27 protein-coding genes are annotated in these 24,793 nt (G+C 67.9%); 15 read left to right on the plus strand and 12 right to left on the minus strand.

Going from position 1 to position 24,793, the window contains the following annotated elements:
• The first annotated feature begins 55 nt into the window (after positions 1 to 55).
• The 3 genes from puhE to QUV35_RS03295 are packed head-to-tail and all read left to right on the plus strand — an operon-like array spanning position 56 to position 3,556.
• The gene (gene puhE, locus QUV35_RS03285) at positions 56 to 880 is read left to right on the plus strand and encodes a putative photosynthetic complex assembly protein PuhE (protein WP_300870836.1); all 825 of its coding nucleotides are present in this window, start codon (positions 56 to 58) and stop codon (positions 878 to 880) included.
• Positions 877 to 2,469, plus strand: coding sequence for a phytoene desaturase (locus tag QUV35_RS03290; protein ID WP_300870838.1), 1,593 nt, complete (start codon positions 877 to 879; stop codon positions 2,467 to 2,469). Before puhE ends, QUV35_RS03290 begins: the two co-directional genes overlap by 4 nt.
• Positions 2,444 to 3,556, plus strand: a complete 1,113-nt coding sequence (locus tag QUV35_RS03295; protein ID WP_300870840.1) for a phytoene/squalene synthase family protein — start codon at positions 2,444 to 2,446, stop codon at positions 3,554 to 3,556. Before QUV35_RS03290 ends, QUV35_RS03295 begins: the two co-directional genes overlap by 26 nt.
• A 58-nt stretch (positions 3,557 to 3,614) precedes the next feature.
• On the opposite strand, the gene QUV35_RS03300 is transcribed toward QUV35_RS03295, so the two are convergent.
• Positions 3,615 to 4,094, minus strand: coding sequence for a hemerythrin domain-containing protein (locus tag QUV35_RS03300; RefSeq protein ID WP_300870842.1), 480 nt, complete (start codon positions 4,092 to 4,094; stop codon positions 3,615 to 3,617).
• Positions 4,095 to 4,410: 316 nt separating this feature from the next.
• Between QUV35_RS03300 and QUV35_RS03305 the strand changes: the two genes are divergently transcribed.
• The 3 genes from QUV35_RS03305 to QUV35_RS03315 all read left to right on the plus strand — a co-directional run bounded on the left by QUV35_RS03305 (position 4,411) and on the right by QUV35_RS03315 (position 6,441).
• Positions 4,411 to 5,139: a Crp/Fnr family transcriptional regulator gene (locus QUV35_RS03305; RefSeq protein ID WP_300870844.1), complete on the plus strand. Its 729-nt coding sequence runs from the start codon at positions 4,411 to 4,413 to the stop codon at positions 5,137 to 5,139.
• A 178-nt stretch (positions 5,140 to 5,317) separates the two neighbouring features.
• Entirely contained in the window at positions 5,318 to 6,157 is an 840-nt protein-coding gene (locus tag QUV35_RS03310) for a Crp/Fnr family transcriptional regulator (protein ID WP_300870845.1), read from the plus strand.
• A gap of 83 nt (positions 6,158 to 6,240) precedes the next feature.
• Positions 6,241 to 6,441 (plus strand): hypothetical protein, encoded by a 201-nt coding sequence (locus tag QUV35_RS03315; protein ID WP_300871075.1) that lies wholly within the window; start codon positions 6,241 to 6,243, stop codon positions 6,439 to 6,441.
• Positions 6,442 to 6,687: 246 nt separating this feature from the next.
• Here QUV35_RS03315 and QUV35_RS03320 read toward each other — a convergent pair whose 3' ends face one another.
• Positions 6,688 to 6,981 carry a DUF1330 domain-containing protein gene (locus QUV35_RS03320; RefSeq protein ID WP_300871067.1) on the minus strand — a complete coding sequence of 98 codons (294 nt, stop codon included), beginning with the start codon at positions 6,979 to 6,981 and terminating at the stop codon, positions 6,688 to 6,690.
• 98 nt (positions 6,982 to 7,079) lie between these two features.
• Here QUV35_RS03320 and QUV35_RS03325 point away from each other — a divergent pair, with 98 nt between their 5' ends.
• From QUV35_RS03325 to QUV35_RS03345, 5 genes are all read left to right on the plus strand, one after another.
• The gene (locus QUV35_RS03325) at positions 7,080 to 7,439 is read left to right on the plus strand and encodes a hypothetical protein (protein ID WP_300870847.1); all 360 of its coding nucleotides are present in this window, start codon (positions 7,080 to 7,082) and stop codon (positions 7,437 to 7,439) included.
• A gap of 125 nt (positions 7,440 to 7,564) precedes the next feature.
• A complete protein-coding gene (locus QUV35_RS03330) occupies positions 7,565 to 8,251 on the plus strand; it encodes a Bax inhibitor-1 family protein (RefSeq protein WP_300870849.1) in 687 nt (228 codons plus the stop codon).
• 164 nt (positions 8,252 to 8,415) lie between these two features.
• A complete protein-coding gene (locus QUV35_RS03335) occupies positions 8,416 to 9,741 on the plus strand; it encodes a hemolysin family protein (protein WP_300870851.1) in 1,326 nt (441 codons plus the stop codon).
• Positions 9,742 to 9,844: 103 nt separating this feature from the next.
• Positions 9,845 to 10,486 carry an exopolysaccharide biosynthesis protein gene (locus tag QUV35_RS03340; RefSeq protein ID WP_300870853.1) on the plus strand — a complete coding sequence of 214 codons (642 nt, stop codon included), beginning with the start codon at positions 9,845 to 9,847 and terminating at the stop codon, positions 10,484 to 10,486.
• A gap of 103 nt (positions 10,487 to 10,589) precedes the next feature.
• Positions 10,590 to 10,802: a hypothetical protein gene (locus QUV35_RS03345; protein WP_300870855.1), complete on the plus strand. Its 213-nt coding sequence runs from the start codon at positions 10,590 to 10,592 to the stop codon at positions 10,800 to 10,802.
• A 36-nt stretch (positions 10,803 to 10,838) separates the two neighbouring features.
• Here the strand turns inward: QUV35_RS03345 and QUV35_RS03350 are convergent, their stop codons facing one another.
• Together QUV35_RS03350 and QUV35_RS03355 are read right to left on the minus strand one after the other, a co-directional pair.
• Positions 10,839 to 11,711, minus strand: coding sequence for an MBL fold metallo-hydrolase (locus QUV35_RS03350; protein WP_300871068.1), 873 nt, complete (start codon positions 11,709 to 11,711; stop codon positions 10,839 to 10,841).
• Between the two features lie 123 nt (positions 11,712 to 11,834).
• Positions 11,835 to 12,296 (minus strand): rhodanese-like domain-containing protein, encoded by a 462-nt coding sequence (locus QUV35_RS03355; RefSeq protein WP_300870856.1) that lies wholly within the window; start codon positions 12,294 to 12,296, stop codon positions 11,835 to 11,837.
• Between the two features lie 112 nt (positions 12,297 to 12,408).
• On the opposite strand from QUV35_RS03355, the gene QUV35_RS03360 reads away from it, so the two are divergent.
• Positions 12,409 to 12,531 carry a hypothetical protein gene (locus QUV35_RS03360; RefSeq protein ID WP_300870857.1) on the plus strand — a complete coding sequence of 41 codons (123 nt, stop codon included), beginning with the start codon at positions 12,409 to 12,411 and terminating at the stop codon, positions 12,529 to 12,531.
• Positions 12,532 to 12,543: 12 nt separating this feature from the next.
• Here QUV35_RS03360 and QUV35_RS03365 read toward each other — a convergent pair whose 3' ends face one another.
• Both QUV35_RS03365 and QUV35_RS03370 read right to left on the minus strand, forming a co-directional pair.
• Entirely contained in the window at positions 12,544 to 13,236 is a 693-nt protein-coding gene (locus tag QUV35_RS03365; RefSeq protein ID WP_300870859.1) for an SUMF1/EgtB/PvdO family nonheme iron enzyme, read from the minus strand.
• Positions 13,233 to 13,739: an acyl-CoA thioesterase gene (locus tag QUV35_RS03370; RefSeq protein ID WP_300870861.1), complete on the minus strand. Its 507-nt coding sequence runs from the start codon at positions 13,737 to 13,739 to the stop codon at positions 13,233 to 13,235. Before QUV35_RS03370 ends, QUV35_RS03365 begins: the two co-directional genes overlap by 4 nt.
• A gap of 246 nt (positions 13,740 to 13,985) precedes the next feature.
• Here QUV35_RS03370 and QUV35_RS03375 point away from each other — a divergent pair, with 246 nt between their 5' ends.
• Positions 13,986 to 14,540 carry a glycine zipper 2TM domain-containing protein gene (locus QUV35_RS03375; protein WP_300870863.1) on the plus strand — a complete coding sequence of 185 codons (555 nt, stop codon included), beginning with the start codon at positions 13,986 to 13,988 and terminating at the stop codon, positions 14,538 to 14,540.
• A 9-nt stretch (positions 14,541 to 14,549) separates the two neighbouring features.
• Here QUV35_RS03375 and QUV35_RS03380 read toward each other — a convergent pair whose 3' ends face one another.
• The 3 genes from QUV35_RS03380 to QUV35_RS03390 are packed head-to-tail and all read right to left on the minus strand — an operon-like array spanning position 14,550 to position 18,875.
• Entirely contained in the window at positions 14,550 to 15,764 is a 1,215-nt protein-coding gene (locus QUV35_RS03380) for an HlyD family efflux transporter periplasmic adaptor subunit (RefSeq protein WP_300870865.1), read from the minus strand.
• Positions 15,761 to 18,130, minus strand: coding sequence for an FtsX-like permease family protein (locus QUV35_RS03385; RefSeq protein WP_300870867.1), 2,370 nt, complete (start codon positions 18,128 to 18,130; stop codon positions 15,761 to 15,763). Before QUV35_RS03385 ends, QUV35_RS03380 begins: the two co-directional genes overlap by 4 nt.
• A gap of 7 nt (positions 18,131 to 18,137) precedes the next feature.
• Positions 18,138 to 18,875, minus strand: coding sequence for an ABC transporter ATP-binding protein (locus tag QUV35_RS03390; RefSeq protein ID WP_300870868.1), 738 nt, complete (start codon positions 18,873 to 18,875; stop codon positions 18,138 to 18,140).
• A 107-nt stretch (positions 18,876 to 18,982) separates the two neighbouring features.
• Here QUV35_RS03390 and QUV35_RS03395 point away from each other — a divergent pair, with 107 nt between their 5' ends.
• A complete protein-coding gene (locus QUV35_RS03395) occupies positions 18,983 to 20,209 on the plus strand; it encodes a multidrug effflux MFS transporter (RefSeq protein WP_300870870.1) in 1,227 nt (408 codons plus the stop codon).
• Here the strand turns inward: QUV35_RS03395 and QUV35_RS03400 are convergent.
• Complete coding sequence (locus tag QUV35_RS03400; protein WP_300870871.1) at positions 20,206 to 20,943, minus strand: SOS response-associated peptidase family protein; 738 nt, start codon at positions 20,941 to 20,943, stop codon at positions 20,206 to 20,208. The two genes, QUV35_RS03395 and QUV35_RS03400, sit on opposite strands and share 4 nt — an antisense overlap.
• Positions 20,944 to 21,138: 195 nt before the next feature.
• The gene (locus QUV35_RS03405; protein ID WP_300870873.1) at positions 21,139 to 21,855 is read right to left on the minus strand and encodes a glycosyltransferase; all 717 of its coding nucleotides are present in this window, start codon (positions 21,853 to 21,855) and stop codon (positions 21,139 to 21,141) included.
• A 135-nt stretch (positions 21,856 to 21,990) separates the two neighbouring features.
• On the opposite strand from QUV35_RS03405, the gene QUV35_RS03410 reads away from it, so the two are divergent.
• Positions 21,991 to 23,109, plus strand: coding sequence for a DUF2855 family protein (locus QUV35_RS03410; RefSeq protein WP_300870874.1), 1,119 nt, complete (start codon positions 21,991 to 21,993; stop codon positions 23,107 to 23,109).
• A 232-nt stretch (positions 23,110 to 23,341) separates the two neighbouring features.
• On the opposite strand, the gene QUV35_RS03415 is transcribed toward QUV35_RS03410, so the two are convergent.
• Positions 23,342 to 24,793: an NAD(P)-binding protein gene (locus QUV35_RS03415; RefSeq protein ID WP_300870876.1), complete on the minus strand. Its 1,452-nt coding sequence runs from the start codon at positions 24,791 to 24,793 to the stop codon at positions 23,342 to 23,344.

Raw genomic sequence — 24,793 nt, forward strand, 5'->3', positions numbered from 1 at the left:
CCAAGCCCTCGCACGAACCCTTGCGTGAACCCTTCGACAGGCGCAGGGTGACCGTGTGAACGAGGTCGCCGCGCCTGCGCTGTTTGCGCTGTTGTGCTGGTGGTTCGGCACTGGCGCCATTCTGTGGCTGGTGCGCCGCGCGCCCGCCACGTTTCCCTGGTCTTTGGGGTTCCTGAGCCTGCTGCTGGCCGGCAGCCTGTGGACCACCCACCTCAGCATGCGCGAGCCCACCGTGGCCAGCGCCTACCTTGCGTTCGCCAGCGTGATCGTGCTGTGGAGCTGGCACGAAATGGCCTTTCTCACCGGCTGGCTCACCGGTCCGCGCCGCGAGCCGCTGCAGCCCGGCGCCCGTGGCTGGACGCGCTTCACCCAGTCGGTGCAGGCGGTGATCTGGCACGAACTGGCGCTGCTGGCCAACTTCGGTGTGCTGCTGTGGATGCAGCAAGGGCAGAGCGGCCATGTGGCGATCTGCACCTTTGCCTTGCTGTGGTGCATGCGCTTCTCGGCCAAGATGAACCTCTTTCTCGGCGTGCCGGAGACCGGCGAGCAATACCTGCCGGGCCAGCTGGCCTACCTGGCCAGCTATTTCAAGCGCGGTCCGCTCACGCTGTTCTATTACCTGACGGTCGGCCTCTCATGCCTGGTGTGGGCATGGATGGTGTGGCAGGTCGCCAGCGGCGCTGCGCTCATCACCACCGGCTGGGTGCTGCTGGCGGCACTGCTGGGCCTGGCGATTGTCGAACACGTGATCATGGCGTTTCCCACGCCCATGCAGAAACTCTGGGGCTGGGCCATGTCGCGCAGCCCGGCGAGTGGTCGCTCCCAGGGCGAGGGTGCCGCGGCACCGGCCCGCGTGGCGATCAAACCGGAAAAAGCATGAACGCTTTTCGCACCCCCGAAGACCTCTGGGACCTGCCCCCGTCGTCCTGTTCCCCGGCCGCCCGGCCCGCAACCGATGCGCCGCACGCGGTCATCATCGGCAGCGGATTCGGCGGCCTGGCGTCTGCCGTTCGCCTGGCCGCCAAGGGCTGGCGCGTCACCGTGCTGGAAAAGCTCGATGCGCCCGGCGGCCGCGCCTACGTGCACCGTCAGAACGGCCACATCTTCGACGCCGGCCCGACCATCATCACCGTGCCGTTCCTGTTCGAGGAGCTCTGGGCACTGGCGGGCCGCAAGTTGTCGGACGACATTGAGCTGCGCGCACTCGACCCGTTCTACCGCATCCGCTTTGATGACGGCGACGAATTCAATTACAGCGGCGACCCCGACAAGATGCGCGCCGAGGTGCGCCGCATCAGCCCGTCGGACGCCGCCGGCTACGAACGTTTCATGGCCGAGGCCGACCACTGCTACCGGCTGGGCTTCGAGGCCCTGGGCGACAAGGCCTTCGATACCGTGGGCGACCTGATCAAGGCCAGCCCGGCCATTCTGAAGATGCGCGGCTGGCGCAGCCTGCATGCGATGGTGGCGGCGCACCTCAAGCACCCCAAGCTGCGCATGGCCATGAGCCTGCAAAGCCTGCTGATCGGGGGCAACCCGTTCTCGGTGACCTGCATCTACAGCCTCATCAATGCGCTCGAGCGCAAGTACGGTGTGCACTGGGCCGTGGGCGGTACCGGGCGGCTGGTGCAGGGCCTGGTGAGCCTGCTGCAGGGGCAGGGCGGGGTGCTTCGCTGCAACGCCGAAGTCAGTCGCATCGAGGTCGACCAGGGCGTGGCCACCGGCGTGACGCTGGCCAGCGGCGAGCGCATCGGCGCCGACATCGTGGTCTCGAACGCCGACACCGCCTGGACCTACCGCCATCTGGTGGAGCCGCAGCACCGCCGCCACTGGACCGACCGCCGCGTCGAGCGGGGCCGTTACTCCATGAGCCTGTTCGTCTGGTACTTCGGCACCGACCGCCAGTACACCGATGTGCCGCACCACATGATGCTGCTCGGCCCGCGTTACAAGGAACTGCTCAAGGACATCTTTCGCCGCCACAAGCTGGCCGACGATTTCAGCCTGTACCTGCACCGCCCCACCGCCAGCGATGCCTCGATGGCGCCCGCCGGACACGACACCTTTTACGCGCTGGCCCCGGTGCCGCACCTGGGCAGTGGCACCGACTGGGCCACGCAGGCAGAGTCGTTTCGCCGGGCCATCGCCGAGGTGCTCGACCGCACCGTGCTGCCCGGCTTCGAGAAACACCTCAGCGCGTCCATGCTCACCACGCCGCAGGACTTTCACGATCGCCTGCTGTCCTTCAAGGGGGCGGCTTTCGGACTGGAGCCCCTGCTGCTGCAAAGCGCCTGGTTCCGCCCCCACAACCGCAGCGAAGACGTGGAGGGGTTGTACATGGTGGGCGCCAGCACCCACCCCGGCGCGGGCGTGCCGGGCGTGCTGATGTCGGCCAAGGCGCTCGATTCGGTGGTGCCCACCGCCAGCCTCTGGCAACAAACCCATGGACGTACCCATGCCGCGGCCTGAGTCCCGATCAGCGCGCGCCGAACAGGACCTGCAGGCCTGCGTGGCGCTCATGCGCACCGGCTCCAGAACGTTTTTTGCCGCCAGCCGACTGCTGCCCGCACGGGTGCGCGCCTCGTCGATCGCGCTCTATGCCTTTTGCCGTGTGGCAGACGACATGGTGGACAGCGGCGACATGGCGGTCGACGACGCCATGCGTGTGCTGCTGAGCCGACTGGACCGCATCTACGCGGGCGATCCGATCGATTGTGTGGAAGACCGGGCGCTGGCGGTGGTGGTGCAGCGGCACGAACTGCCGCGCCCGTTGCTCGAGGCGCTGCTCGACGGTTTTGCCTGGGACGCCCAGGCGCGCCGCTACGACACGCTGGAGCAGGTGCACGACTACGGCGCACGCGTGGCCGGCAGCGTGGGCGCCATGATGTGCTGGATCATGGGTGTGCGCAGCCCGCAGGCGCTGGCCCGGGCCTGCGAACTCGGTGTGGCCATGCAGCTCACCAACATCGCGCGCGACGTGGGCGAAGACGCGCGCAACGGTCGCCTGTACCTGCCGCGCCAGTGGATGGCGCAGGCCGGACTCGACGCCGATGTCTGGCTGCGCGATCCGGTGGGTGGGCCCGGGCTGCAGACCGTGGTGGGGCGCCTGCTCGATGAGGCCGATCGCCTCTACGGGCAGGCCGCCGCCGGCATTGCACAACTGCCGCGGGATTGCCGCTCGGCCATTCTGGCGGCCCGCCTCATTTACGCCGAGATCGGCCAGCAGCTGCGCCGCGACGGCCTGGACCCGTGTGCCCGGCGGGCGGTGGTGCCGGCCTCGCGCAAGCTGGTGTTGCTGGCCGCTGCGTCCCTGCAGTCCAGCTGGGTCGGCCGCTCCTCGGCCGCGGTGCCGCCGCTGGCCGCCATCGCCTACCTCGTGGACCACTGCCACACCATCGAAGGCGCCGCGTTTTCCAGCGGCATCTCGACCCGGCCGCTCAACCAGCGCATGGCCTGGATGCTGGAGATGTTCGAACGGGTGGAGGTGCGCCGGCTGGAGGAGCGCAACGCAACTCCTGCAGGCGAAGCGCCGACGGGGCAGCGGTTCTCGCACTGAGCGGTGCCGCGCGGTGCTTCGGCGTCGCTGTTCGGGCCTGAGCGTTCAGCCCCGGCCCTCAAGCCCGTTGGGCCATCAGCTCGGCCTTGCGCCGCGCCATGCGGTCGCCGAGTTCCACCAGATCGATGTCCGATGCCTTGACCTGGGGGAACAGGCTCGTGTGGAGCGTGGACGCGTGTTCCTTCATCTCCTGGGCGAGCACCTGAATCGGCCCATCCACCTGATCGGCCACCGGCTCCAGACTCTGGATATGCGCGACCATGGCCTTTATCGCCGTGTGTTGCGGCGTGGCCTGGGGCACCACCGACTCGACCGCCGGAAAGAAGATCTCTTCCTCGAGCTGCGCGTGAACCACCAGGGTGGTGCAGATGCGCCGCACCAGAAAGCGCTTGTTGTTCACCGAACGGGTGTTCTCGAAGGCCGTGAACATCTGTTGCAATTCGTCGTGGTCCACCGCCATTTGCGTGATGGCATTGCTCACCGGACGGCTCGGCTCGACCCGGCGGGGTTTGCGGTCTCGGAGACTGGGTGGAATCATGAGGGCTTTCGGGCGTCTTTTGAGGCACCACCACGGCAGGGTGGGCAGACTGTCGACCGTAAAGTGCTGCCACGCGTCGGTCGGTGCGCTGTCAAACACACTTCCCACGCGATAACCCTCTGGCCGACGTGTGAGAAAACGAACAGACTGGCCCCTTCTCCTTGCGCGGAAATACACTTGCGGCCCATGCGCCTGAACCGGCGTGTCCCGCGACATCCGGCCTGTCGCCCTGGTCTCCATCAGTACAAGAACAATGACCACCAATGCTCCGTCCAGGGACTCCCTTGAATGGCCTGACACGGCCCCTCCAACCGCCATGCCCTGCTCCGAGTGCCCACTGCGGCCCCTCCCGCTGTTTGTCGACCACACCCCCGAGGAGCTCGAGCTGGTCCAGTCGCTCAAGCGCCGCTCGCTGCGGGTGGAGGCGGGCGAGACCCTGATCCACGAAGGCCAGACCGATTCGCCGCTCTACACCTTGCTGCAGGGCTGGGCCTTTCGCTACAAGACGTTGAGCGACGGCCGGCGCCAGATCCTGACCTTTCTGCTGGCGGGTGATTTCGTCGGCGTCCAGCAGAAGATGGGTGATGCCGCGGCGCACGGCGTGGACACGCTGACCTCGGCGAGCTTCTGCGTCTTCCAGCGCGATGCGCTGTGGGAGATCCATCGCCGCTCGCCCACCATGGGTTTCAACGTGACCTGGCTCACCGCGCACGAAGAGTCGCTGGTGGACGACACGCTGCTGTCGGTGGGGCGGCGCAGTGCCGAAGAGCGCATTGCCAGCATGTTGATCCTGCTGTTCAAGCGGGCCGGCGCGCTGCAGGGCGACAACGGCAAGGGCGGCGTGGTGTGGCCGCTCACGCAGCAGCACATCGCCGATGCGCTGGGCCTGTCGCTGGTGCACACCAACAAGACCTTGCGAAAACTCGAGAAGCGGGGCCTGCACGAAATCAAGGACGGCCGCCTGTATTTGCGAGATGTCAAAGCGCTGGTCCGCCTGGCCGACCTCTATGGTGACGGGCATCCCCCTCCACGACCGTTGGTCTGACCCCCCCCCACCGGGGTCTGTCGCTCCGGGGATGTAACCGATTGACAAGTTTCGTAAAGGTCGGGCTGCCTGTGTCTTTCGACATGGAATATCCATATGGGTCAACCTACATTGACTCATCGGCCAGGCACATCGAACCCTTGATGCGCTCCGCAGAACAACCATGAGGCGCACCGCAATGACTCCTTCTGCCATTTCCCACCGCGAAAAGAACCAGCTGCTGGCGGCCATGCCGTTTGACGACTGGCGCTACATCGAGTCCCACCTGGAGTGGGTCGAAATGCTCGCCGGCAGCACCCTTCACGAGGCTGGCGGCAGCCTGCGCCACGTGTACTTTCCCACCACCGCCGTGGTGTCGCTGGTCTCGACCATGCTGGATGGTTCCACCGTGGAAGTGGCCGCCGTGGGCAACGAAGGCATGGTGGGCGTGGACGCCTTCATGGGCAGCAGCAACGCCAACAACGGCACCACCGCCAGCGGCACCGTGACGGCGCAGAACTCGGCCCTGGTGCTGCGCAGCGGCCACGGCTACCGCATGAGCGCGCAGTCGATCGCGCACCAGGCCAAACGCTCGGAGCATGTGATGCACCACCTGCTCAACTACACACGCACGCTGTTCCTGCACATGTCGCAGACCTCGGCCTGCAACCGCCATCATTCGCTCGACCAGCAGCTCGCGCGCTGGCTGCTGGTGCACCTCGATCGCCAGGCCGACGGTGAACTGCACATCACGCAGGAGCGCATTGCCAGCATGCTGGGTGTGCGCCGCGAAGGCGTGACCGGTGGGGCATTGCGACTGCAGAAAGCCGGCGTGATCCGCTATGGCCGGGGGCAGATGTCGGTCATCGACCGTGCCGGCCTGCAAGCCCACAGCTGCGAATGCCACGGCGTGATCCGCGATGCCTATGCGCGCCTGACGAACGATGCGGTGTTGCAGGTCCAACCCGCCGTGGCGGCAATGCCCCTGCCGGATCCGGTGGACCACCACCACGGCATGGCCGGTGTCTTGTCTGGTTGACGGGAAGCGTTCCATCACTCAGGCTGTGTGCATGAGGTGCAGCGAACTGCCACCCTTCCAAAGAACCCTTGCCAGGAGACCCCGTGCAAAACAAACAACCCGCCCCCGACGACGCCTTGGCCGAACACCCGCTGGATTATTCCGATCCGGAGTTGCGCGCCTACACCGAGGAGCAGGCGGAGGACATGCTGGACACCGTGGTGCACTACATGCCGGTCGTCCTGCCCGTCATGGGGGCTTTGCTGATCTTCATGCTGGCCTTCATTGCGGTGTTCATGGCCTGAGCCTGTCCAGCAGGGGATGCCTCAAGGAAAAGGCACTTTGCCGTGTCCGTTCAAACCGCTGGTGTAGGGGTTGCAACCGCCGCCAGCAGGGCAGCCGACAACCCATCGTGTGACAGCCACAGCAGCGACCCGATCGCCGCGGTGGCCATCACGAACACATCGAACCAGGCAAAGGCGCGTCGAAGTGCCGCACCGGCGGTGGGCGCAGGCAGTCAGATGAGGCCCGCTGGGCCTCTCGCGTCAGGCTCAGGCCAGCGCTTCGATGATGCGGATGTCCCGCTCGGCGCCCTGGCCGAGGGCCTTGAGGGCCTCTTGGTACATCGCGCTCTCGTGTGCGCCTGTGGCCTGCGCCACGCTGTCGAATTCGATCAGCACCGCGCGCTGGTTGACGGCTGCCTCATACACCTGCGCGGGCATGCCGCGCGCGAGGAAGCGCCCTCCGGCTGCCTGAATGGCAGGGCCGGCCAGGGCGGCGTAGGCGGCAAGGGCGGCGGGATCGGAGATGGATCGGTAGGTGGCGATCCAGTAGGCCTTGGGCATGGTGCATTCGAGGTTGTTGAAACCCATGGATTCTCCATCAGCCCCGGCACCCTCGCCGGGCAGGCGTGCAAGCCGCCGCGCCGATATACTGGGGGACCATGCGCCGCTGCCTCATCGCGATCTTCGCGCTCCACTTTTTCCTGAGTGTGAGCGCGTTTGCTTTTGGCAGCCTGCACGGCGCACCGGCCGGGCAGGCCCGTGCCGGGGCGGTGCTTCACGCCGAAGCTGCGGTGGTGGTGTCCGTGGTGTCCGAAGACCAGGTCGGCGCCGACACCGCCGCGCCGCATGCGCTGGTCGACGAATTGCCCGAGCTCCCCGACAGCCTGCCCCGGATCGCGTCCGCGCAGCGCCCGCCGGTCGAGACCGGTCCCACCATCGGCTACCGGCAGCGCGCCGCTTTGCCCCCTTCGCTGGACGGCCTGCTCCGTCCGCCACAGCAGGCCTTTTCAGCGGCCTGAGCGGGGCCCGCCCCTGCGCGGCCCCCAACCCCGTCCACCGACGAGCCCGACGCCGATGCGTTGCGGCCTGCTGTTCGCAGCCCCCTTTCCCATCCCTTGTCTTCACTCCTTGAACGGAAATCACCATGACCCCCGATCTTTCTGCCCCGTCCTTCAACGCTGCCGTGCTGGTCGAGCGCAACCGCGTGTTGCGCAACACCTACTGGCTGCTCGCCCTGTCGATGATTCCCACGGTGTTGGGCGCCTGGGTCGGCCTGGCCACCGGCATCACCGCAGGCCTCACCGGCTTCATGGGCCTCGCCGTGTTCCTGGGTGGCGCCTTTGGCTTCATGTTCGTCATTGAAAAGACCAAGAACTCGGCCGCCGGTGTGCCGGTGCTGCTGGCCTTCACCTTTTTCATGGGGCTCATGCTGTCGCGCCTGGTGGGTGCGGTGCTGGGCCTGTCCAACGGCGCGGGCCTGGTGATGACGGCGTTCGCCGGCACCGGCGCGATCTTTCTGGGCATGGCCATGCTGTCGTCCATCATCAAGCGCGACCTCACCAGCATGGGCAAGTTCCTGTTCATCGGCGCCATCATGTTGCTGGTGGCGGGCGTGGCCAATGTGTTCATCCAGTCGGGCGCGCTCATGATCACCCTGGCGGTGCTGGCCATCGGCATCTTCTCGGCCTTCATCCTGTACGACCTCAAGCGCGTGCAGGACGGCTCGGAGACCAACTACATCACCGCCACCCTGGGCGTGTACCTGAGCCTGTTCAATGTGTTCCAGAGCCTATTGATGTTGCTGGGCCTGGGTGGTTCGCGCGACGAGTGAATTTCGCCTTCGGTGGGCGCTCTGCTTGAGCGGGTGAACGCCATTGCACAGGCAGGGCCGGCCTTGGCCGGTCCGGCGCAGGGGCTGACCGCGTTTCCGCCCATGCCGTGTGGCGCCCCGCTGCGCCTCCATTCCTGAACTTGCCGGAGCCTTTCTGACTTTCCATGGAAATCGCCATACTTTTTGCGCTGATCCTGCTCAACGGCGTGTTCGCCATGTCCGAGATCGCGCTGGTGACCGCCCGCAAGGTGCGTCTGCAAAAACTCGTTGACGAAGGGGACGCTGCTGCCGCAGCCGCCGTGAAGCTGGGCGAGAACCCGACCCGCTTTCTCTCCACCATCCAGATCGGCATCACCTCGATCGGCGTGCTCAACGGCATCGTCGGTGAAGCGGCGCTGGCCGCGCCGCTGTCGATCTGGCTCACATCGCTCGGCGTGGCCGAGCCGTTCAGCAGCTACGGCGCCACGATCCTTGTCGTGGTGGTCATCACCTACTTTTCGATCGTGGTGGGAGAGCTGGTGCCCAAACGGCTGGGCCAGTCGCACCCCGAGGTGCTCGCACGCCTGGTGGCGCGGCCGATCAACTGGCTGGCGATCGCCACCAAGCCTTTTGTGCTGCTGCTTTCGGTGTCCACGCGTGCGCTCATGCGCCTGCTGGGCATCAAGGAAAACAACTTCAGCGCCGTGACCGAGGAAGAGATTCACGCCATGCTGGCCGAGGGCACCACCGCGGGTGTGATCGAGTCGCACGAGCACGCCATGGTGCGCAACGTGTTCCGGCTCGACGACCGCCAGATCGGCTCCCTCATGGTGCCGCGCAGCGATGTGGTGGTGCTCGACCTCGATCAGTCGTTCGACGTCAACATGGCGCGCGTGGAAGCCTCCGACCACGCCCGCTTCCCGGTGGTGCGCGGCAACATGAGCCATGTGATGGGCGTGGTGAACGCGCGCAAGTGGCTGTCCCAGGCCTTGCGAGGCGACCTGCGCGAGCTGGAAAGCCAGCCCCTGCAGGCGCCGCTCTACGTGCCCGAAACCATCACCGGCATGGAGCTGCTCGACAACTTCCGCCAGTCCGACGTGCACATGGCTTTCGTGATCGACGAATACGGCGAGGTGCAGGGCATCGTCACGCTGCAGGACCTGATCGAGGCCATCACCGGCGAGTTCAGCCCGAAGGACCCCGAGACCTCCTGGGCCATGTTGCGTGAAGACGGCAGCTGGCTGCTGGACGGACACATACCGGTGCCCGAGCTCAAGGACCGCCTGTTGCTCGACAGCGTGCCCGACGAGGAGCGGGGCCGCTACCACACGCTCAGCGGAATGATGATGCTGCTCACTGGTCGGCTGCCGAAAGAGGCCGACATGGTGACCTGGGAGGGTTGGCGGCTGGAGATCGTGGACATGGACGGACGCACCATCGACAAGGTGCTGGCCACCCGCATTGCCGCGGCTGCAGAGGGCGACATCGAGGAAGCGCCCACCGGCACATGAGCGCAAAACAGGGCCGGCGCACGCACGGCGCAGCGCACGGGTACGCTGTCGCTGTCACCACAGACCGCCCACGCATTGGCGCGACCGACCCGGGAACCCGACCTTGACCCCGACCGACCTCATCGCACCAGCAACCCAGGGCAGCGTGCCCCTGTCGGTGGTGCTGTTCCGCCTGGCGAACGACACCAGCCGCGAGCGCATTTCGGTCGCTGATCTGCTCACGGTGCTGGGCGACCGTGCGATCGGCGCGCTGATGTTCTTTTTCGCGGCCCCCAACATCCTGCCGGTGCCGCCGGGCGTGTCCACGCTGCTCGGCGCGCCCTTGCTGTTCCTGTCGGTCCAGCTCATGTTGGGCATGCGGCCTTGGCTGCCGGGTTTCGTGACGCGACGCTCGCTGTCGCGCGATGACCTGGCCACGCTGGTGCGGCGCATCGTGCCCTGGCTGACCAAGGCCGAGCGGCTGCTCAAACCGCGGATGCAGGTGCTGGTTCGGCCACCGACCGAGCACGCCGTGGGCCTCGTCTGCCTGGTGCTCGCCACCATCCTGTTTTTGCCCGTGCCACTGGGCAATATCCTGCCGGCGCTGGCCATCAGCGTGCTGTCGCTGGGCGTGCTGGAGCGTGACGGCGTGTGGATCGTGCTGGGCCTGCTGGCCTCGGTGGTGGCGGGGGCCGTGGTGTCGGGCGTGTTGTGGGCGATGATCCAGGCGGCGGTGCTGATCCTGGGACCTCTGTTTGCGGTTTGAAGCGTATGCCAGGGCCCGGGCCTGCCGCACCGACTGTGCGTCAGCGCACCGACCGGCCCTCCCTGCCGCAGCCATGCTGAGGTCCCCTCCATCAGGAATGCACATGGCACAAAAAGCACACATCGTCGGCAAGGTCGAGTACCGCAGTGGCGACGGCCCGAATGTCGTGATCCGCCCCGGTCCGGTGGACGTGACCACCGGCATCAACGACGTCACGCTGAGCTGGACCGATGAAGAGACGCACGGTTCGGCCGCCATGCCGCTGACCGACTTCCAGCGGCAGGTGGCCGAAGGACTCATCACGCTGGAGAACTGAAAGACCCCGGCCAGCGCCAGGCCAGGCCGGCGGGTTTCAGCGACCGCCCAGGCTTTCCTTCTCCATCAGCAGGTAGGTGTTGTAGGCGTTCATTCGGTTGGCAAAACGAAACATCGGCATGGGCTCGAAGTCGCGCCAGTCGGTGCTGCTGTAGGCCTCTTCGAACGGCACCAGTTCCTTGACCGCGCGGCCCATGGTGGTGCGCAGGTAGTTCAGGTAGTCGCGCATGATCACCATGTCCTTGCGCGGCTCGGTCGACGCGGCGCCGTGACCGGGCACGACCACGTCCACGTCGAAGCGCAGCAGGCGTTCCAGCGAGTGGATCCACTGGCCGCTGTCGGCCTGGCCCACGAAGGGCAGGCGCCCGCTGAACATCAGGTCGCCGGCGAAAAGAACACGTTCGGCCGGCACATGAACGGCCATGTCCTCGGGCGTGTGCGACGGCCCCACGCGCTCCAGCACGAAGCGCATTCCCGAGAGTTCCAGCGTGGTCGATTCCTTGAGCCAGCGGTCGGCCGGCACCAGACGGGTCTTGTCGTCCACCCAGGGCGCGAGTTCGGTGCGCGACGCCACCAGGCGCTGCGCGGCGGTCTCGGAATTCAGGTACTCGCGGGCGTCCTGCTGCGCCACGATCTGCGCCCCCAGTTCCTTGAACACCTGCAGGCCATAGATGTGGTCGGCATGGTAGTGCGTCACGATCACATGGGTGATGGGCTTGGGCGTGATTTCGGCGATCTTCTGCACCAGGCGGCGCGCCAGCGCGGGTGAGCCCAGCGCGTCGATCACCACCACGCCCTGTGGCGCCACCACGAAGCCGGCGTTGCTGATGAAGTTCTGGTTGGCCGGTGAGCCGAGGGCGGCCAGCCCCTGCACGAACCAGCTGTTGGGGCCGACCTTCTGCGGCTGCATGTCGGACAGGTTCTGCGCCGCGGCCGAGAGGCTCAGGGCGGCCAGGCTCAGTGTCAGCACGCGGGCGAACCGTTGGCGCAAGGTGGGTGCGGTCGAGATCATGGGGCGCTCCTCGGGTGGGGCTCAGTGTCTGGCGGCGGGTATCGTGCGGCTCGCGGCGTCGAATCCGCCCTTGGCCTTCCACTCTTCCATGCCGCCCTGCAGGATGCGCAGGTTGTCCCAGCCGGCCACGCGCAGCGCAAAGCCGGCCTGCGCCGACAGCGAGCCGGTGTTGCAGTAGATCAGCACGGGTTTGTCCTTGGGGATCGAATCGCGTTTGGCCAGCACCTGGCGCCAGTCCATGTGGATGGCGCCAGGAATGTGCCCCCTGGCAAACTGCCCGGCGTCGCGCGCGTCGATCAGCACGAACTTCTTCCAGTCGTCCCTGGGAATCTGCTCGGCGAAGATCACGCCGCCGCCGTAGTCCACGAACTCCAGATACGCCTCCATTTCGTCGATGGCGGCCGCCTTGTCGGCCAGGGCGGCGCCGGGGCCGAGCAGGGCGAGGGTGCTCAGCACCGTCTGGGCGAGGTGGTGTGGGCGCATCTTGTCTCCATTGTTTGGTAGTAAATCAGCAATCACTGATATTGTGTGCCGATTTTGAATCTTCTGAAACCACCGAGCCACCAGGCGCACGGTCCGGACTTGCAAGGCCACCATGAGCAGCAGCCGCAGCGTTGATTTTTTCGACCGCCAGTTCGAACGGCAGATCCACCAGGACTTTGCGGCACCGGGCAACACGGTGAAGTCGTTCGCGACCATCGTCGCGCGCAAACCCTGACGGGTGATCCGCTCAGGCGTACACGCAGCGAAAGCCGATGTAGACCGCGACAAAATCGGCCGGCTTCCAGGCCACCACGTCGGCCTTCATCTGCGAGGCGCCATACCACCACGAGCCACCCATGGTGCGGCGCTCGTTGCCCTGCTGGTCGCTCACCCATTCCCACACGTTGGCGCCCATGTCGTGCAGCCCGTTGACGCCGGCCGCCGTTTCGCCCGCCGGCGCGGCGCGGGACCAGCGGTCGGCGTCGCTGGTGTTGGCGCCTTGCGGGCTGTTGCCCGTGGGCCAGGCGTAGGTGGTGCCGCGCTGCCAGGGTGCGGGCGGCGCAGCGCGCTGTTCGGTGAATGCCGCGCTCAACCACTCGGCGGCGGTGGGCAGGCGCCCGCCGGCCCAGCGGCAGTAGGCCTCGGCCTCGGCGTGCGTGAGGTGCACGGCGGGCAGTTGCGGAGAGGCCGCAACGCCGTCGGGCGTGCGCCAGGTCCAGCCCGCGCGGCGCTGCCAGCCGCCTTCGAACTCGAAGCCGCCGCCCTCGGTCTCGGCCCGCGTGACGGTGGCCGTGGCCTGGGCAAAACGGCTGAACTGCGCGATGGTGACTTCGGTGCGGTCGATCGAGAACCGGGCCAGCCGCACGCGGTCGTTGGCCAGCGCGGCCTGGGCCGCCGCCGCCAGCAGCAGGCCGGTGAACAAACGCTGCGGGTGTTTCATGGCCGCTTGTGATCCGTTTCAGACGACGGGGTTCGCAGTTCGTCGAAACGGCTGGCGAATTCCTGGCGCAACTGTTTGCGCACCTTGGCCGCGGCGTGGCGGCGGCATTCGTCGGGTGTCACGGGCACGAGCGGCGGCACCGCCACGGGCTTGCCGTCGTCGCCCACCGCGACCATGGTGAAGAAGCAGCTGTTGGCGTGGCGCACCACCTGGTTGCGGATGTTCTCGGTCACCACCTTGATGCCGATTTCCATTGACGAGGTGCCGGTGAAGTTGACCGAGGCCATGAAGGTGACGAGCTCGCCCACGTGGATGGGCTGGCGGAACATGACCTGGTCCACCGAGAGCGTGACCACGTAGCTGCGTGCGTAGCGGCTGGCGCAGGCATAGGCCACCTGGTCGAGCAGCTTGAGCACGGTGCCGCCGTGCACATTGCCCGAAAAGTTGGCCATGTCGGGCGTCATGAGCACCGTCATGGCGAGTTGGTGGGTGGGCAGGTCCATGGCGGGGGTGTGGGTCGACGCAGCACCGCGCTGCTGGCCGGCATTGTGCCCGGATCTGCCAGCACGGGCCGGTGAGTGTCATGGTGCGGTAAAGCTGGAATGAAGGCGTTTGCCGCCGTCCGCACCCTCCCACAGCGTGAAACCGTGGGCCGTCCGACGCGGTTCGACAAACACGTTTTGTCACCGGCGTTGCGGCCAGGCCGGTTAGATTGCGTGCACGTTGCAACGCTTTGAAAGGACATGCACATGGACAAGTCAATGATGAAGGGCATCGCCGTGGGCGGCCTGGCCATGGTGGTGCTGGGGGCCAGCGGCGTCACCGGCTACCAGGCGCTGACGCAGCCCGAGGTGGCCGAGGTCGTGGCGGTGAAGGAGGTCATGAAGACGGTGTCGACCCCGCGCGAGGTTTGCGAAACGGTCGCCGTGCAGCGCACGGCACCGGTGAAGGACCAGAACCGCATCGCCGGCACAGTGGTCGGGGGTCTGGCCGGGGGGCTGCTGGGCAGTGCGGTGGGCAACGGCACCGGCAAGACCGTGGCCACCGTGGTGGGCGCGGCCGCCGGCGGCTATGCGGGCAACCAGGTGCAGAAGAACATGCAGCAGAAAGACGTGGTCACGACCAACGAGCAGCGTTGCAAGACCGTGCAGGACAAGTCGCAAAAGGTGGTGGGCTACGACGTGACCTACCGCCTCGACGGCAAGGACGGCACGGTGCGCACCAGCTTCAAACCCGGCGACACGCTGCCGGTGAAAGACGGCCAGGTGGTGACCACACCGCCGGCCGCCGACGCCAGGTCCTGACGCTGGCGCTCACCGGACCTTCACCGCCTGGCCGTCGCTGATGGTGCTGCCCGGGTAGAGCAGCACCTGCTCGCCCTCGCGCACGCCATCGCTGACCCAGGCGACGTCGGCGTTGCGCTCGCGCAGCGTCACGGCGCGCGCCACCGCACGCTGACCCTCGATCACGAACACCCGCCACGCGGTGCCGTCGCGCACGAGCGCAGCGCCGGGCAGCAGCAGGGCGCCTTCCTGGCTGGAGACGGTGATGCGCGCGTCGACCCGGAAGCCATCACCCAACCGCTGCGTCCCTGGCGCGGTGGTGTCCAGGTCCACGATCACGTTCACCCGCTGCTCCTCGATGCCCAGCGCCGAGACCTTGGTGAAGGCCACCGGCTCGATGCGCACCACATGACCCGCCAGCGCCGCCGCCCCGGTGTTCAGCGCCAGGCTCACCGGTGCACCCGGCGCGATGGCCTGCACCTCGCTGGAGAGCACGTCGATGACGGCTTCCACCGCCGAGACATCGCCGATTTCCAGCAGGGGCTGTCCCGCGGTCACGGGGGCGGCGCTGTCCAGGTGCAGCTTGATCACCTGGCCATCGGCCGGGCTCCTGAGCGTCCACAGGCCCTCCGGGCGAGCCCCTGTACCGGGCTCCGAGCGGGCCAGCGCGGCCTGTGCCTCGGCCAGTGCGAACCCGGCAGCGCGCAACTCGGCGCGCCCGGCTTCCAGCGCCTGCTGTGCCGACCGGCGCGCCAGCACCGCCTGATCGAGCGCGGAGGGCGCGATGAAGTTCTCGCGTGCCAGTTTCTGTGCGCGCTCGGCTTCCAGGCTGGCCTGGGCCAGCGCCGTGTCCAGGCGCTGCAGTTGAGCACGCGCCGCGCGCTGCGCCGCGTCGGCGCTGCCCACACGTTGCTGCAGCACGAGCCGGGTGCGCGCGTCGATCATCTGTGGCGCCACGGGAGTGAGCGTGGCCACCACGTCGCCGGCGCGAACGGGGTCGCCCACCTTGAGCGTGGGCCGCGCCAGTTCGGCCTGGGTGGGCGCCGAGATCAGGTAACGGTGTTTCAGGCGCAACTGCCCGTCTTCCTCGATCGCCTGCTCGAAACGACCGACGGTGACCGGCGCCACCTCCACCAGCAGCGGACGCGGCTGGAAGGCCCACCAGGCGAGGGCGCCGACCAGCAGGGCAGCGATCCCCCAGGGCGCCCAGTGGCGCCAGCGGTTGTTGTGGTTCGTGTGGTTCATTCGCGGACTTTCAAAACAGCGACCAGGTCGAGACGGTCGATCTGGCGGCGCACCATCAGGGCGCTGACCACACCCGCAGCCAGCACGATCAGGGCGGCCCAGGCGTAGGTGGCGGGTTCGATCACCACCGGGAAATCGATGCTGTCGGAGGACATGAGCCGCATCATCAGCGACGCCAGCGCCCAGCCCGCCACCGCGCCGATGGGCAGGGCCAGCAGCAGTTCGGCCCCGAGCTCGCCGAGCAGCAGCACCGACACCTCGGCGCGCGTCATGCCCAGCACACGCAGGCTGGCGAGTTCCCAGGCCCGCTCCGAGAGCGTGATGCGTGCGGCGTTGTAGACGATGCCCACCGCCATGGCCACGGCGAACAGCGTGAGGATGCCGCTGAACACGCCCATGTTGCGCGAGGTGGTCTCGTTGAAACTGGCCATGGTGCCGGCCTTGTCGAACACGGCGTTGATCACCGGTGCGCGCTTGACCGCCGCCCAGAACTCGCCCATGGCCAGCGGGTCCACGCGCAGCGCGGCTTCGGCCACGCCGGACCCGTCGCGCGCCAGCGTGTTCATCGCATCGAGGTTCATGAAAGCCTGCTTGCCCATCAGGGTGTGCACGATCTCCACCACCTCCACCGTGGTGCGTGTCTGGTTCCAGAGACGGAAGTCCACGTCCACGCGGTCACCCACGCGCGCACCCACGGCCCTGGCCAGCAGGGACGACATCACCAGGCCGCTCGTGGGCAGCGCCACCGGCCCGCGTGTGTCGTCCACCGTGCGCAGGAGCTGCGCACCATCGATCAGGCCCATCAGCGAAGCGTCTTCGGTCTGGCCGCGCAGGCGCACGCGCACCGGTTCGCTGCGGTAGGGCTCGGCCTTCATCACGCCGGGCAGGCGCTGCAGCTCGTGCACCACCGACAGCGGCACCGGGCGGTGGAAGTTGACCAGCACATCGCCCTGCTGCACCTGGCGGAACTGCACGTCCACGATGTGGGCGATGGCGTCGAGCCAGAAGGCGCCCGAGATCTGCAGCGCCACCGACATCGCGATGCCGGTGACGGTGAAGGCCGCGCGCAGCGGGCGGCGCTCGAAGTTGCGGATGACCATGAGCGCGCCCGTGCTCACATGCCGGCCCAGACCGAGCCGTTCGATCAGCGTCTGCCGGTAGCTGGGCGGTGCCGGGGGCTGCATGGCCTGCGCAGGCCGCAGGCTGACCACCGCGCGGATGGCCGTCCAGGTGCCGGCCGCGGCCGCGGCAAACGACAGTGCGGTGGCCGCCACCACCAGCCACGGCGTGGTGATGTAGGCGAGCTGGTTGAAGCGGAACACCTCGTCGTACAGGCCCAGCATCAGCTGCCCGATGACCACGCTCAGGCCCAGCCCTGCCACCACGCCCAGCCCGGCGATCACCAGCGACAGCGAGATGTAGTGCCAGGCGATCGCCGCGTCGCTGTAGCCCAGCGCCTTGAGTGCGGCGATCTGGCTGCGCTGCGTGGCCACCTGGCGGCTGATCACCACGTTGAGGATGAACATGGCCACCGCCAGAAAGATCGATGGCAGCACCGTGCCCATGACTTTGAGTTGCGAGAGTTCGTCCGCCACGATCTTGGCCGAGAGCTGTTTGTCGCGGCCCACCGCGCCCAGCGTGCCGTGGGCGTCGAGCAGCCGGTCGACCTGTTCGATCACGGCGGGTCTTGATGCGCCAGCCTCCAGCCGCAGCGACACCTGGTTGAAGGCGCCCTGCAGGTCGAAGGCATGGGCCATGTGTTCGTCGTCGATCCACCAGATGCCGAAGGTCTGGTCGTCGGGTGCGCCGCCGCGCGAGGCAAACACGTATTCGGGCGAGATGGCGGTGCCCACCAGGTGCACCTGTTCCAGCCGGCCGTTGAGGATGGCGTTGACCCGGTCACCGGGACGCAGGCCCCGCGCCACGGCAAAGCGGTCGCTCACCACGGCCTCGAGCGCACGCCCGCGCTCGGGCCAGCGGCCGCTGCGCAGCGTGAGGGCGTTGAGGCCCTGGCGCTGGTCGTGCACCTGCGCCAGGTCGAGCCCGATGAAGCGACCGGTCACGGGCGCGTCGGCATCGGGCAGCGCGATCTGCGCGTCCATCACCACGTCGAGCTTCACTTCGGCCACACCCGCCACGGCGGCCAGCCGCGCGCCCAGGTGCACCGGCGCGCGCTTGACGCTGGCGAACACGTCGGCCAGGCGGTTGTCGCGGTAGAAGGCATCGCGCGAGCCCTGCAGCGACTCGTGCACCGAGAACATGCCCACGAAGCCGGCCACGCCGATCGCCACCACCAGCGCGATGGTGATCACCTGCGCACGCAGGCGTTTGAGGTCGCGCCAGAGCTTGGTGTCCAGGGCCCTCATGGCGGTGTCACCAGTTCAGGGTGGCTGCCGCCACCTTGTGCGCGTTGACATGCGTCTCCTTGATGCGGCCGTCGGCCAGGCGCAGCACGCGATCGGCCATGTCGGCGATCGGTGCGTTGTGCGTGATCACCACCGTGGTCGTGCCCAGGGTGCGGTTCACGTGTTCGATCGCCTGCAGCACCATCACGCCGGTGGCGCAGTCGAGCGCGCCGGTGGGTTCGTCGCAGAGCAGCACGGCCGGCCGCTTGGCAATGGCGCGCGCGATCGCCACCCGCTGCTGCTCGCCGCCGGAGAGCTGCGACACAAAGTGGTTCATGCGTTCGCCCAGACCCACCAGCGCCAGGGCGTCTTCGGGCGGCATCGGGTCGTCGGCCAGGTCGGTGACGAGGGCCACGTTCTCCAGCGCGGTCAGGCTGGGGATGAGGTTGTAGAACTGGAACACGAAGCCCACGTGTTCGCGCCGGTAGCGCGTGAGCTCGGCATCGGAGGCGCCGGTGAGCTCGTGCGACTCACCGGCGTGGATCCAGCGCGCCGTGCCGGCGCTGGCGCTGTCCAGTCCGCCCAGGATGTTGAGCAGGGTCGACTTGCCGCTGCCCGAGGCACCGAGCAAGACCACGAACTCGCCGCGCACGATCGACAGGTCCACCCCGCGCAAGGCGTGCACGGCGGTGTCGCCCTCGCCGTAAACCTTGGTCAGGCCCTGGGCGATGAAGACGGGTTCGGCATCGTGGGGAACGGCGTTCATCGGGTGATCGGGCACAAATGGCCGCCACTGATTGCACCACCCGGACCATCGTGTGTCCTTGACACCGGTCAAGTCGGTGCCATTGGCTTAGACTGCCGCCTCCCCTCATGTCTGTTTCCGCCTCCCCTTCCCCCTCACACGCGCCGCTGATCGCCAACCTGATCGCGCAGCTGGCCTTCGGGCTGCTGGCCATGACCATCTGCCTGCCGTCGATGCAGGAGTGGGGCGCGCTGTTCGGCTCGGACCAGGCCAGCGTGCAGCTCACCTTCAGCGGCTACGTGGTGGCCTACGGCGGGCTGCAGTTGCTCTACGGTCCCTGGTCCGATCGGTGGGGGCGCAAGAAGGTGCTGATGTTCGGCCTGGCGCTCGCCGGCCTGGGCTCGGTGCTGGCCGCGCTCTCGCCGAGCCTGGCCTGGCTGACCGCGGCGCGGGTGCTGCAGGGCGCGGGCTGCGCGGCCGGCATGGTGGTGGGGCGGGCCATGGTGCAGGACCTCTTCACCGGTCCCGAGCGCACCCGGGTGATGGCCTTCGTGGGCATGGCCATGGGCCTGATTCCGCCCACCGCCACCATCCTGGGCGGGCAGATCCATGTGCGGCTGGGCTGGCAGGCCAACTTCGTGCTCATCGCGGTGCTGGCGGTCGTGCTGTTCGTGGCCGCGTGGAAGGGGCTGCCCGAGCACCGGCCCGCCACCACGGTGCAGCCGCACTGGCTGGGCGCGATGCTGTCGTCGTATGCCCGGCTGGCGCGCGAACCCTCGTTCCTGCTGTTCGTGCTCATCCTGGCCATGACGACCGCCACTTTCTATGCCTTCCTGGCCGGCGCGCCCATCGTGCTGGGCAGCTACGGCGTGGGGCCGGCCGGCATCGGTTACTACATCATGGTGGTGCCGCTGTCCTACATCCTGGGCAACTACCTCACCACCCGCCTGGTGCACCGCACCGGCGACCGCGCCATGATGATGATCGGGCAGGTCTTCTCGGTCGGTGGCATCGCACTCATGCTGGTGCTGGCGCTGGCCAACGTGGACACGCCACTGGCCTTTGCCCTGCCGCTCATGCTGCTGGGCCTGGGCAACGGCTTTCTGGTGCCGCCGGCGCTCACCGGCACGGTGGGACTGGTGCCGGCGCTGGCTGGCTCCGCTGCTGCAGTGGCGGGCCTGGCACAGCAGCTCATGGGCGCGGTGGGGGGATACGCGGTGGGGCTGGTGCCGCACGACGGCGCGGTGAACCTGGGCTGGCTGATGCTGGGCCTGGGCAGCGTGGCGCTGGTGGCGCAAGCGGTGCTGAACCGCCGCCGGCCTGGCAGACCACCGCCGCAGCGCAGCGGTCCCTAAAGCAGGCTGCCCTGGACGTTGGCGCCGCGTTCGCGCGAGGTCAGCAGCGCGTCGGTGGCGCGTGCATCCGCCAGATCGAACACCTCGGCGGGCTGGGGCCGCACCAGCGCGCGGGCATCGGCCTGCGTGCCGTGCAGCCAGACGGACCAGTCCTCCGGGTCGATGTGGGCGACGGCGCGTTTGTCCTGCTGCTCGGAGGGCAGCTTGGGATCGGGTTTGTGCAGGCGCGCGAGCAGGGGGTGCGCGTCGCAGTTGCAGGTGATCATGGTGAAGTTGGGCACCAGCTCCCCGGTGGCGGGATCGGTCCAGTGCGACCACAGGCCCGCCAGCGCCCAGGGTGCACCGTCGGCGCGGCGCATGCGCCACCAGATGTTCCTGCCGGTTTCCCAGTTGGGCTCCTGGTACCACTGCGCCAGGATCAGGCAGCGCTGGCCCTGTGCCCACGGACCCCGGTAGGTCACGCGCTCGGCGATGCCTTCGACGCGCGCGTTGTTCGTGAGGACCGCGCGCGAGGCGGGCCGCCGCGTGGTGCTGCCGGGGCGGATCATGCCCCACTGGCCCAGGCGCCCGACCAGCTGTGCGGCTTCACCCGGCTGCCCGGGCCGCACCATCAGGCCGTGCTGGAACGGTCCCACCGTGGCCTGCGTGTAGTTCTCCACGTCCACGCTCGCACCCACGCTGCCCAGGTAACGCTCGGCCGTGCCTTTGTCGGTCATGTTGTAGAGGTTGCACATGGTGGATGCGAAGTCTCTGTGTGATGGCGAACAGACCGCAGATGGGTCAGATGATCAGATGGGGTGCAGGCAAACGCCCATGGCCCTCGTCGAGGACCGGCAGCCCTCAGGAGAAAACCATGTACATCGGCGGCGGCGCTCTATTGCTCATCATCATCCTCTTCCTCGTGTTCCGTTGAACCAGGGCGCGAGGGCTTACACACCGTTGTGCGGGTCTTCGCGACGTTGGGCGTACCAAAGGTCCAGCCCCTTGCGCTGTCTCACCGCGCCCAGGCCGCCCCGGATCAGGCGGCCCAGCAGTGCCCACATCTCGCGTGCCGAATGCGTGCGCAGCTTGCGCCCCGAGCTCAGCACCGGCTCGCTCAGGATCAAGAACCTTCCCTGCCGCTTGAGCGCCCGGCTCAAGCCCAGCTCCTCGGCTGCAAAGTAACGCTCGTCAAATCCGCCCACGGCCTCGAACGCGGTGCGGGTGCAAAAGAAAAAGCATCCCGCCGCCAGCCGGCTGACCTGCAACAGCTTCACCACCAGCGGCACCATCAGGCGCGCGTGCAGCGGCATGGCGCCGTCAAAGCGCACCACGGCGCCACCGCCCACCGCCCCGCCACGCAAGGCCTGCAAGGCCAGACGCACCAGCGCCAGGTGCACCCGCGTGTCGGCATCGACAAAGATGAACACCTCGCCTTGAGCCACCCGTGCACCCGCGTTGCGCGTGGCAGCAATCTGCCGGTGCGCGACCGTCACCACCTGTGCACCGTGCTCGCGCGCGACCTCGGCCGTGCGGTCGGTGGAGGCGTCGTCCACCACGATCACCTCGCAGGCCTCGTCGAGCGCGCCTGCCACCGCATTCAAGGCCTGCAGGGTGGCGCCCAGCAGGCGTTCTTCGTTGTAGGCCGGCACGATGAAGGAGATCATGCACAGCAGGTTACCCGCGCATGGCCGGCTGGCACGGGTACGGGGTTTCTGGCTGCGGCGCGAACACGCGCGACAACGCCCGCCGGCGCTTCGGTGCAACATCGTGCCGCCCTCCATCTTCCGGCGCCGCCCACCATGACCACCCAGTTCCAGCTCCGCAAGGACCAGCTCGCCACCACCCGCACCGTGCAGTTGCCCGACACGCCCCCGCCGGACGGCGCGATCCGCGTGCGCATCGAGCAGTTTGCCTACACCTCCAACAACATCACCTACGCCGCTTTCGGCGACGCGATGAACTACTGGGCGTTTTTCCCGGTGGCGCCCGGGGCGGCCGACACGCCGGCCTGGGGCATGGTGCCGGTCTGGGGCTTCGGCGTGGTCGAAGAGACCCGGTGCGCCGGCGTGGCGGTGGGTGAACGCCTCTACGGCTACTGGCCGATGGCCACCCATGCGGAGCTCGTGCCTGCGCGCCTCTCACCCGAGGGTTTCATGGACGGCGCGCCCCACCGTGCGGCGCTGCACCCGGTCTACAACCACTACCTGCGCTGCGCGGCGGACCCGCTGCACGACCCGGCCACCGAGTCCCTGCAGGCGCTGCTGCGCCCGCTCTTCCTCACCGCCTGGCTGATCGACGACTTCCTGGCCGACAACGACTTCTTCGGCACGAACAACGGCGGCCAGCGCGGCGTGATGCTGCTCTCGTCGGCCAGCAGCAAGACCGCCTGCGCCACGGCCGCACAACTGGCGCAACGTCCCGAGGTCGAGGTGGTGGGCCTGACCTCGCCGGGCAACGTGGCATTTTGTGAAAACCTGGGCGTGTACAGCCGCGTGCTCACCTACGACCAGCTCGATCGGCTGGCGCCGGACACGCCGATGGTGTACGTGGACTTTGCCGGCAACGGCGCACTGCGCAAGGCCATCCACAGCCGCTTCACCGCGCTGGCCTACAGCTGCTCGATCGGCGGCACGCACGTGGACCAGCTCGCCGGGGGCCGCGACCTGGCCGGCCCGCGCCCGGTGCTGTTCTTTGCCCCCGCGCAGGCCAAGAAGCGCCACGGCGACTGGGGGCCGGCCGGCTTCAACGAGCGCCTGGCCCGGGCCTGGCACGCTTTCATCGCCCAGGTGAACGATCCCGCCCAGCCCTGGGTGGTGGTGCAGCACCACAGCGGCCCCGATGCCGTGCGGGCCGCGCACGCGCTGGTGCTGGGTGGGCAAGGGGATCCGCGCGTGGGGCACATGCTGTCGCTGTCGTGAGCGCGTGACCTTACGCACAGAGACTGTGCCCTAGGCTGTGGATAACGAGGTGGACAACCGCCACAGGCCGCCGCCCGCCTCACGCTGCGCGATGTGCCTTGAAAACAGGCAGTGGTCAGCCGCTCGGCAGAGGCTCACCAACGTCTCGTCATGGAGCGGGCAGCGTGCAGGCCATCGATCACGCCATGGCACCGTGCAGACCCAGGCGGACGCGTGCTCACCGCAACGGGGGTCAGCCTGTGCTGTTTTGCCCCGGGCTTGATCCACCCATCAAGCGCTTCACATTGCCCATCGCTGCCATCGCCTGCTGGCGCAGCTCGGCCAGGATGGCGGTTTTTTCCGTGTCCGCAGGGTCGATGCCGGCCGTCATCTTGCTGAAGCCGTCGAGGCGGCTTTCGCGCATCCAGTTGCGCAGGGGCTTGTCCTGGCTCCAGCGCATCTGGTTGGACAGACTGACCAGGGTGGACTGGACGTAGCCCCCCACGTTGCGCGGAAAGGGCACGGGCGTGCAGAGCTGGTTCCGGGTGGCGTCGTCTTCGTGGTGCGCTTCCACATACGCACACACGGCGCTGCTGAACGTGACCAGCGGGGCGCGCACGAGCTGGGGCACGATCTTGCCGGGTTGAAAGATCGGCTCGATGTCGCGCGGCTCCACGGCGGAGGCGGTGCAGTTGATGAAGAGCGTGTTGTCGTCCATGGCCTCGCGGCCTTGTTCGAGCACGAGCGCACCGGCTTCGATGGCCAGCACGCGGCCCTTGCGGATCACGTGCTGGATCTGTCTGAGCAACTGCACCTCGCCTTCGGACAGCGTGGCGTAGTGGAACATGCGCGGGGTGTGCCGCGTGTCGATGCGCAGCATCTGGCCGCCGGCCTCCAGGCGCTCGAACAGGTCGTCCACGCTGCTGGCTTCGGCCAGGGCTTTCATCTGTGCCAGTTGTCCACCGATGGAGTGCTTGAAGAACTCTTCGCCTGGCTGCGTGGTGAGCCGGTTCACCACCCACGAGTCGCGCGGCATCACCCAGCTGATGGCTTGTTGCGGCACGCCGCATTCGAGCAGCCAGACGGCCGCGTCCATCGCGGTCTTGCCGGCGCCCAGGATGCAGAAGCGGGTGGGGCGTTCCTGCGTGCCGTCCAGGCTGCCCTGCCAGAGCTGGGTGAGCTGCGTGGGGGTGACCAGGCGCACACCCTCGGCCACGCTGAATTTCGGCTTGGTGGTGGCCGGCACGCTGGGGCTGAAGTAGCGCGCGTCCACCAGCTTTCTGCGCACGGTGATGGTGGACACGGCGCCCGAGAGCAATGAGGTCACACGGGCGGTGCCGGCGTCCAGACCTTCAAAACGGCTCATGGGCAGGTAGCGCACGCGGCCGCTGGGCAGCAAGGTCTGGTGCATCACCTGATGGAAATAACCGCTCACCTCGGCGCCGCTGGCCAGCTCGTACATGCCCGCGTTGTGGCCCACGGTGTCCTTGCGGCCGGTGCCCAGCGCCAGCGAATTCACGCCGTAGAAGGCCGAGGGCTGGTGCAGGGATACAAAGGGATAGGCGTCGTTCCAGTGGCCGCCGGGCTGGCCGTGCATGTCCACCAGGGTGATGTGCGCGTCGCTCTCGTGCAGCAGCGTGTCGGCGAAGGCCAGGCCGGTGGCTCCTGCGCCGATGATGAGGTAGTCGGTCGCGTGCTGGGCCAT

Source organism: Hydrogenophaga sp. (genome assembly GCF_030373225.1).
GTDB lineage: Bacteria > Pseudomonadota > Gammaproteobacteria > Burkholderiales > Burkholderiaceae_C > Hydrogenophaga.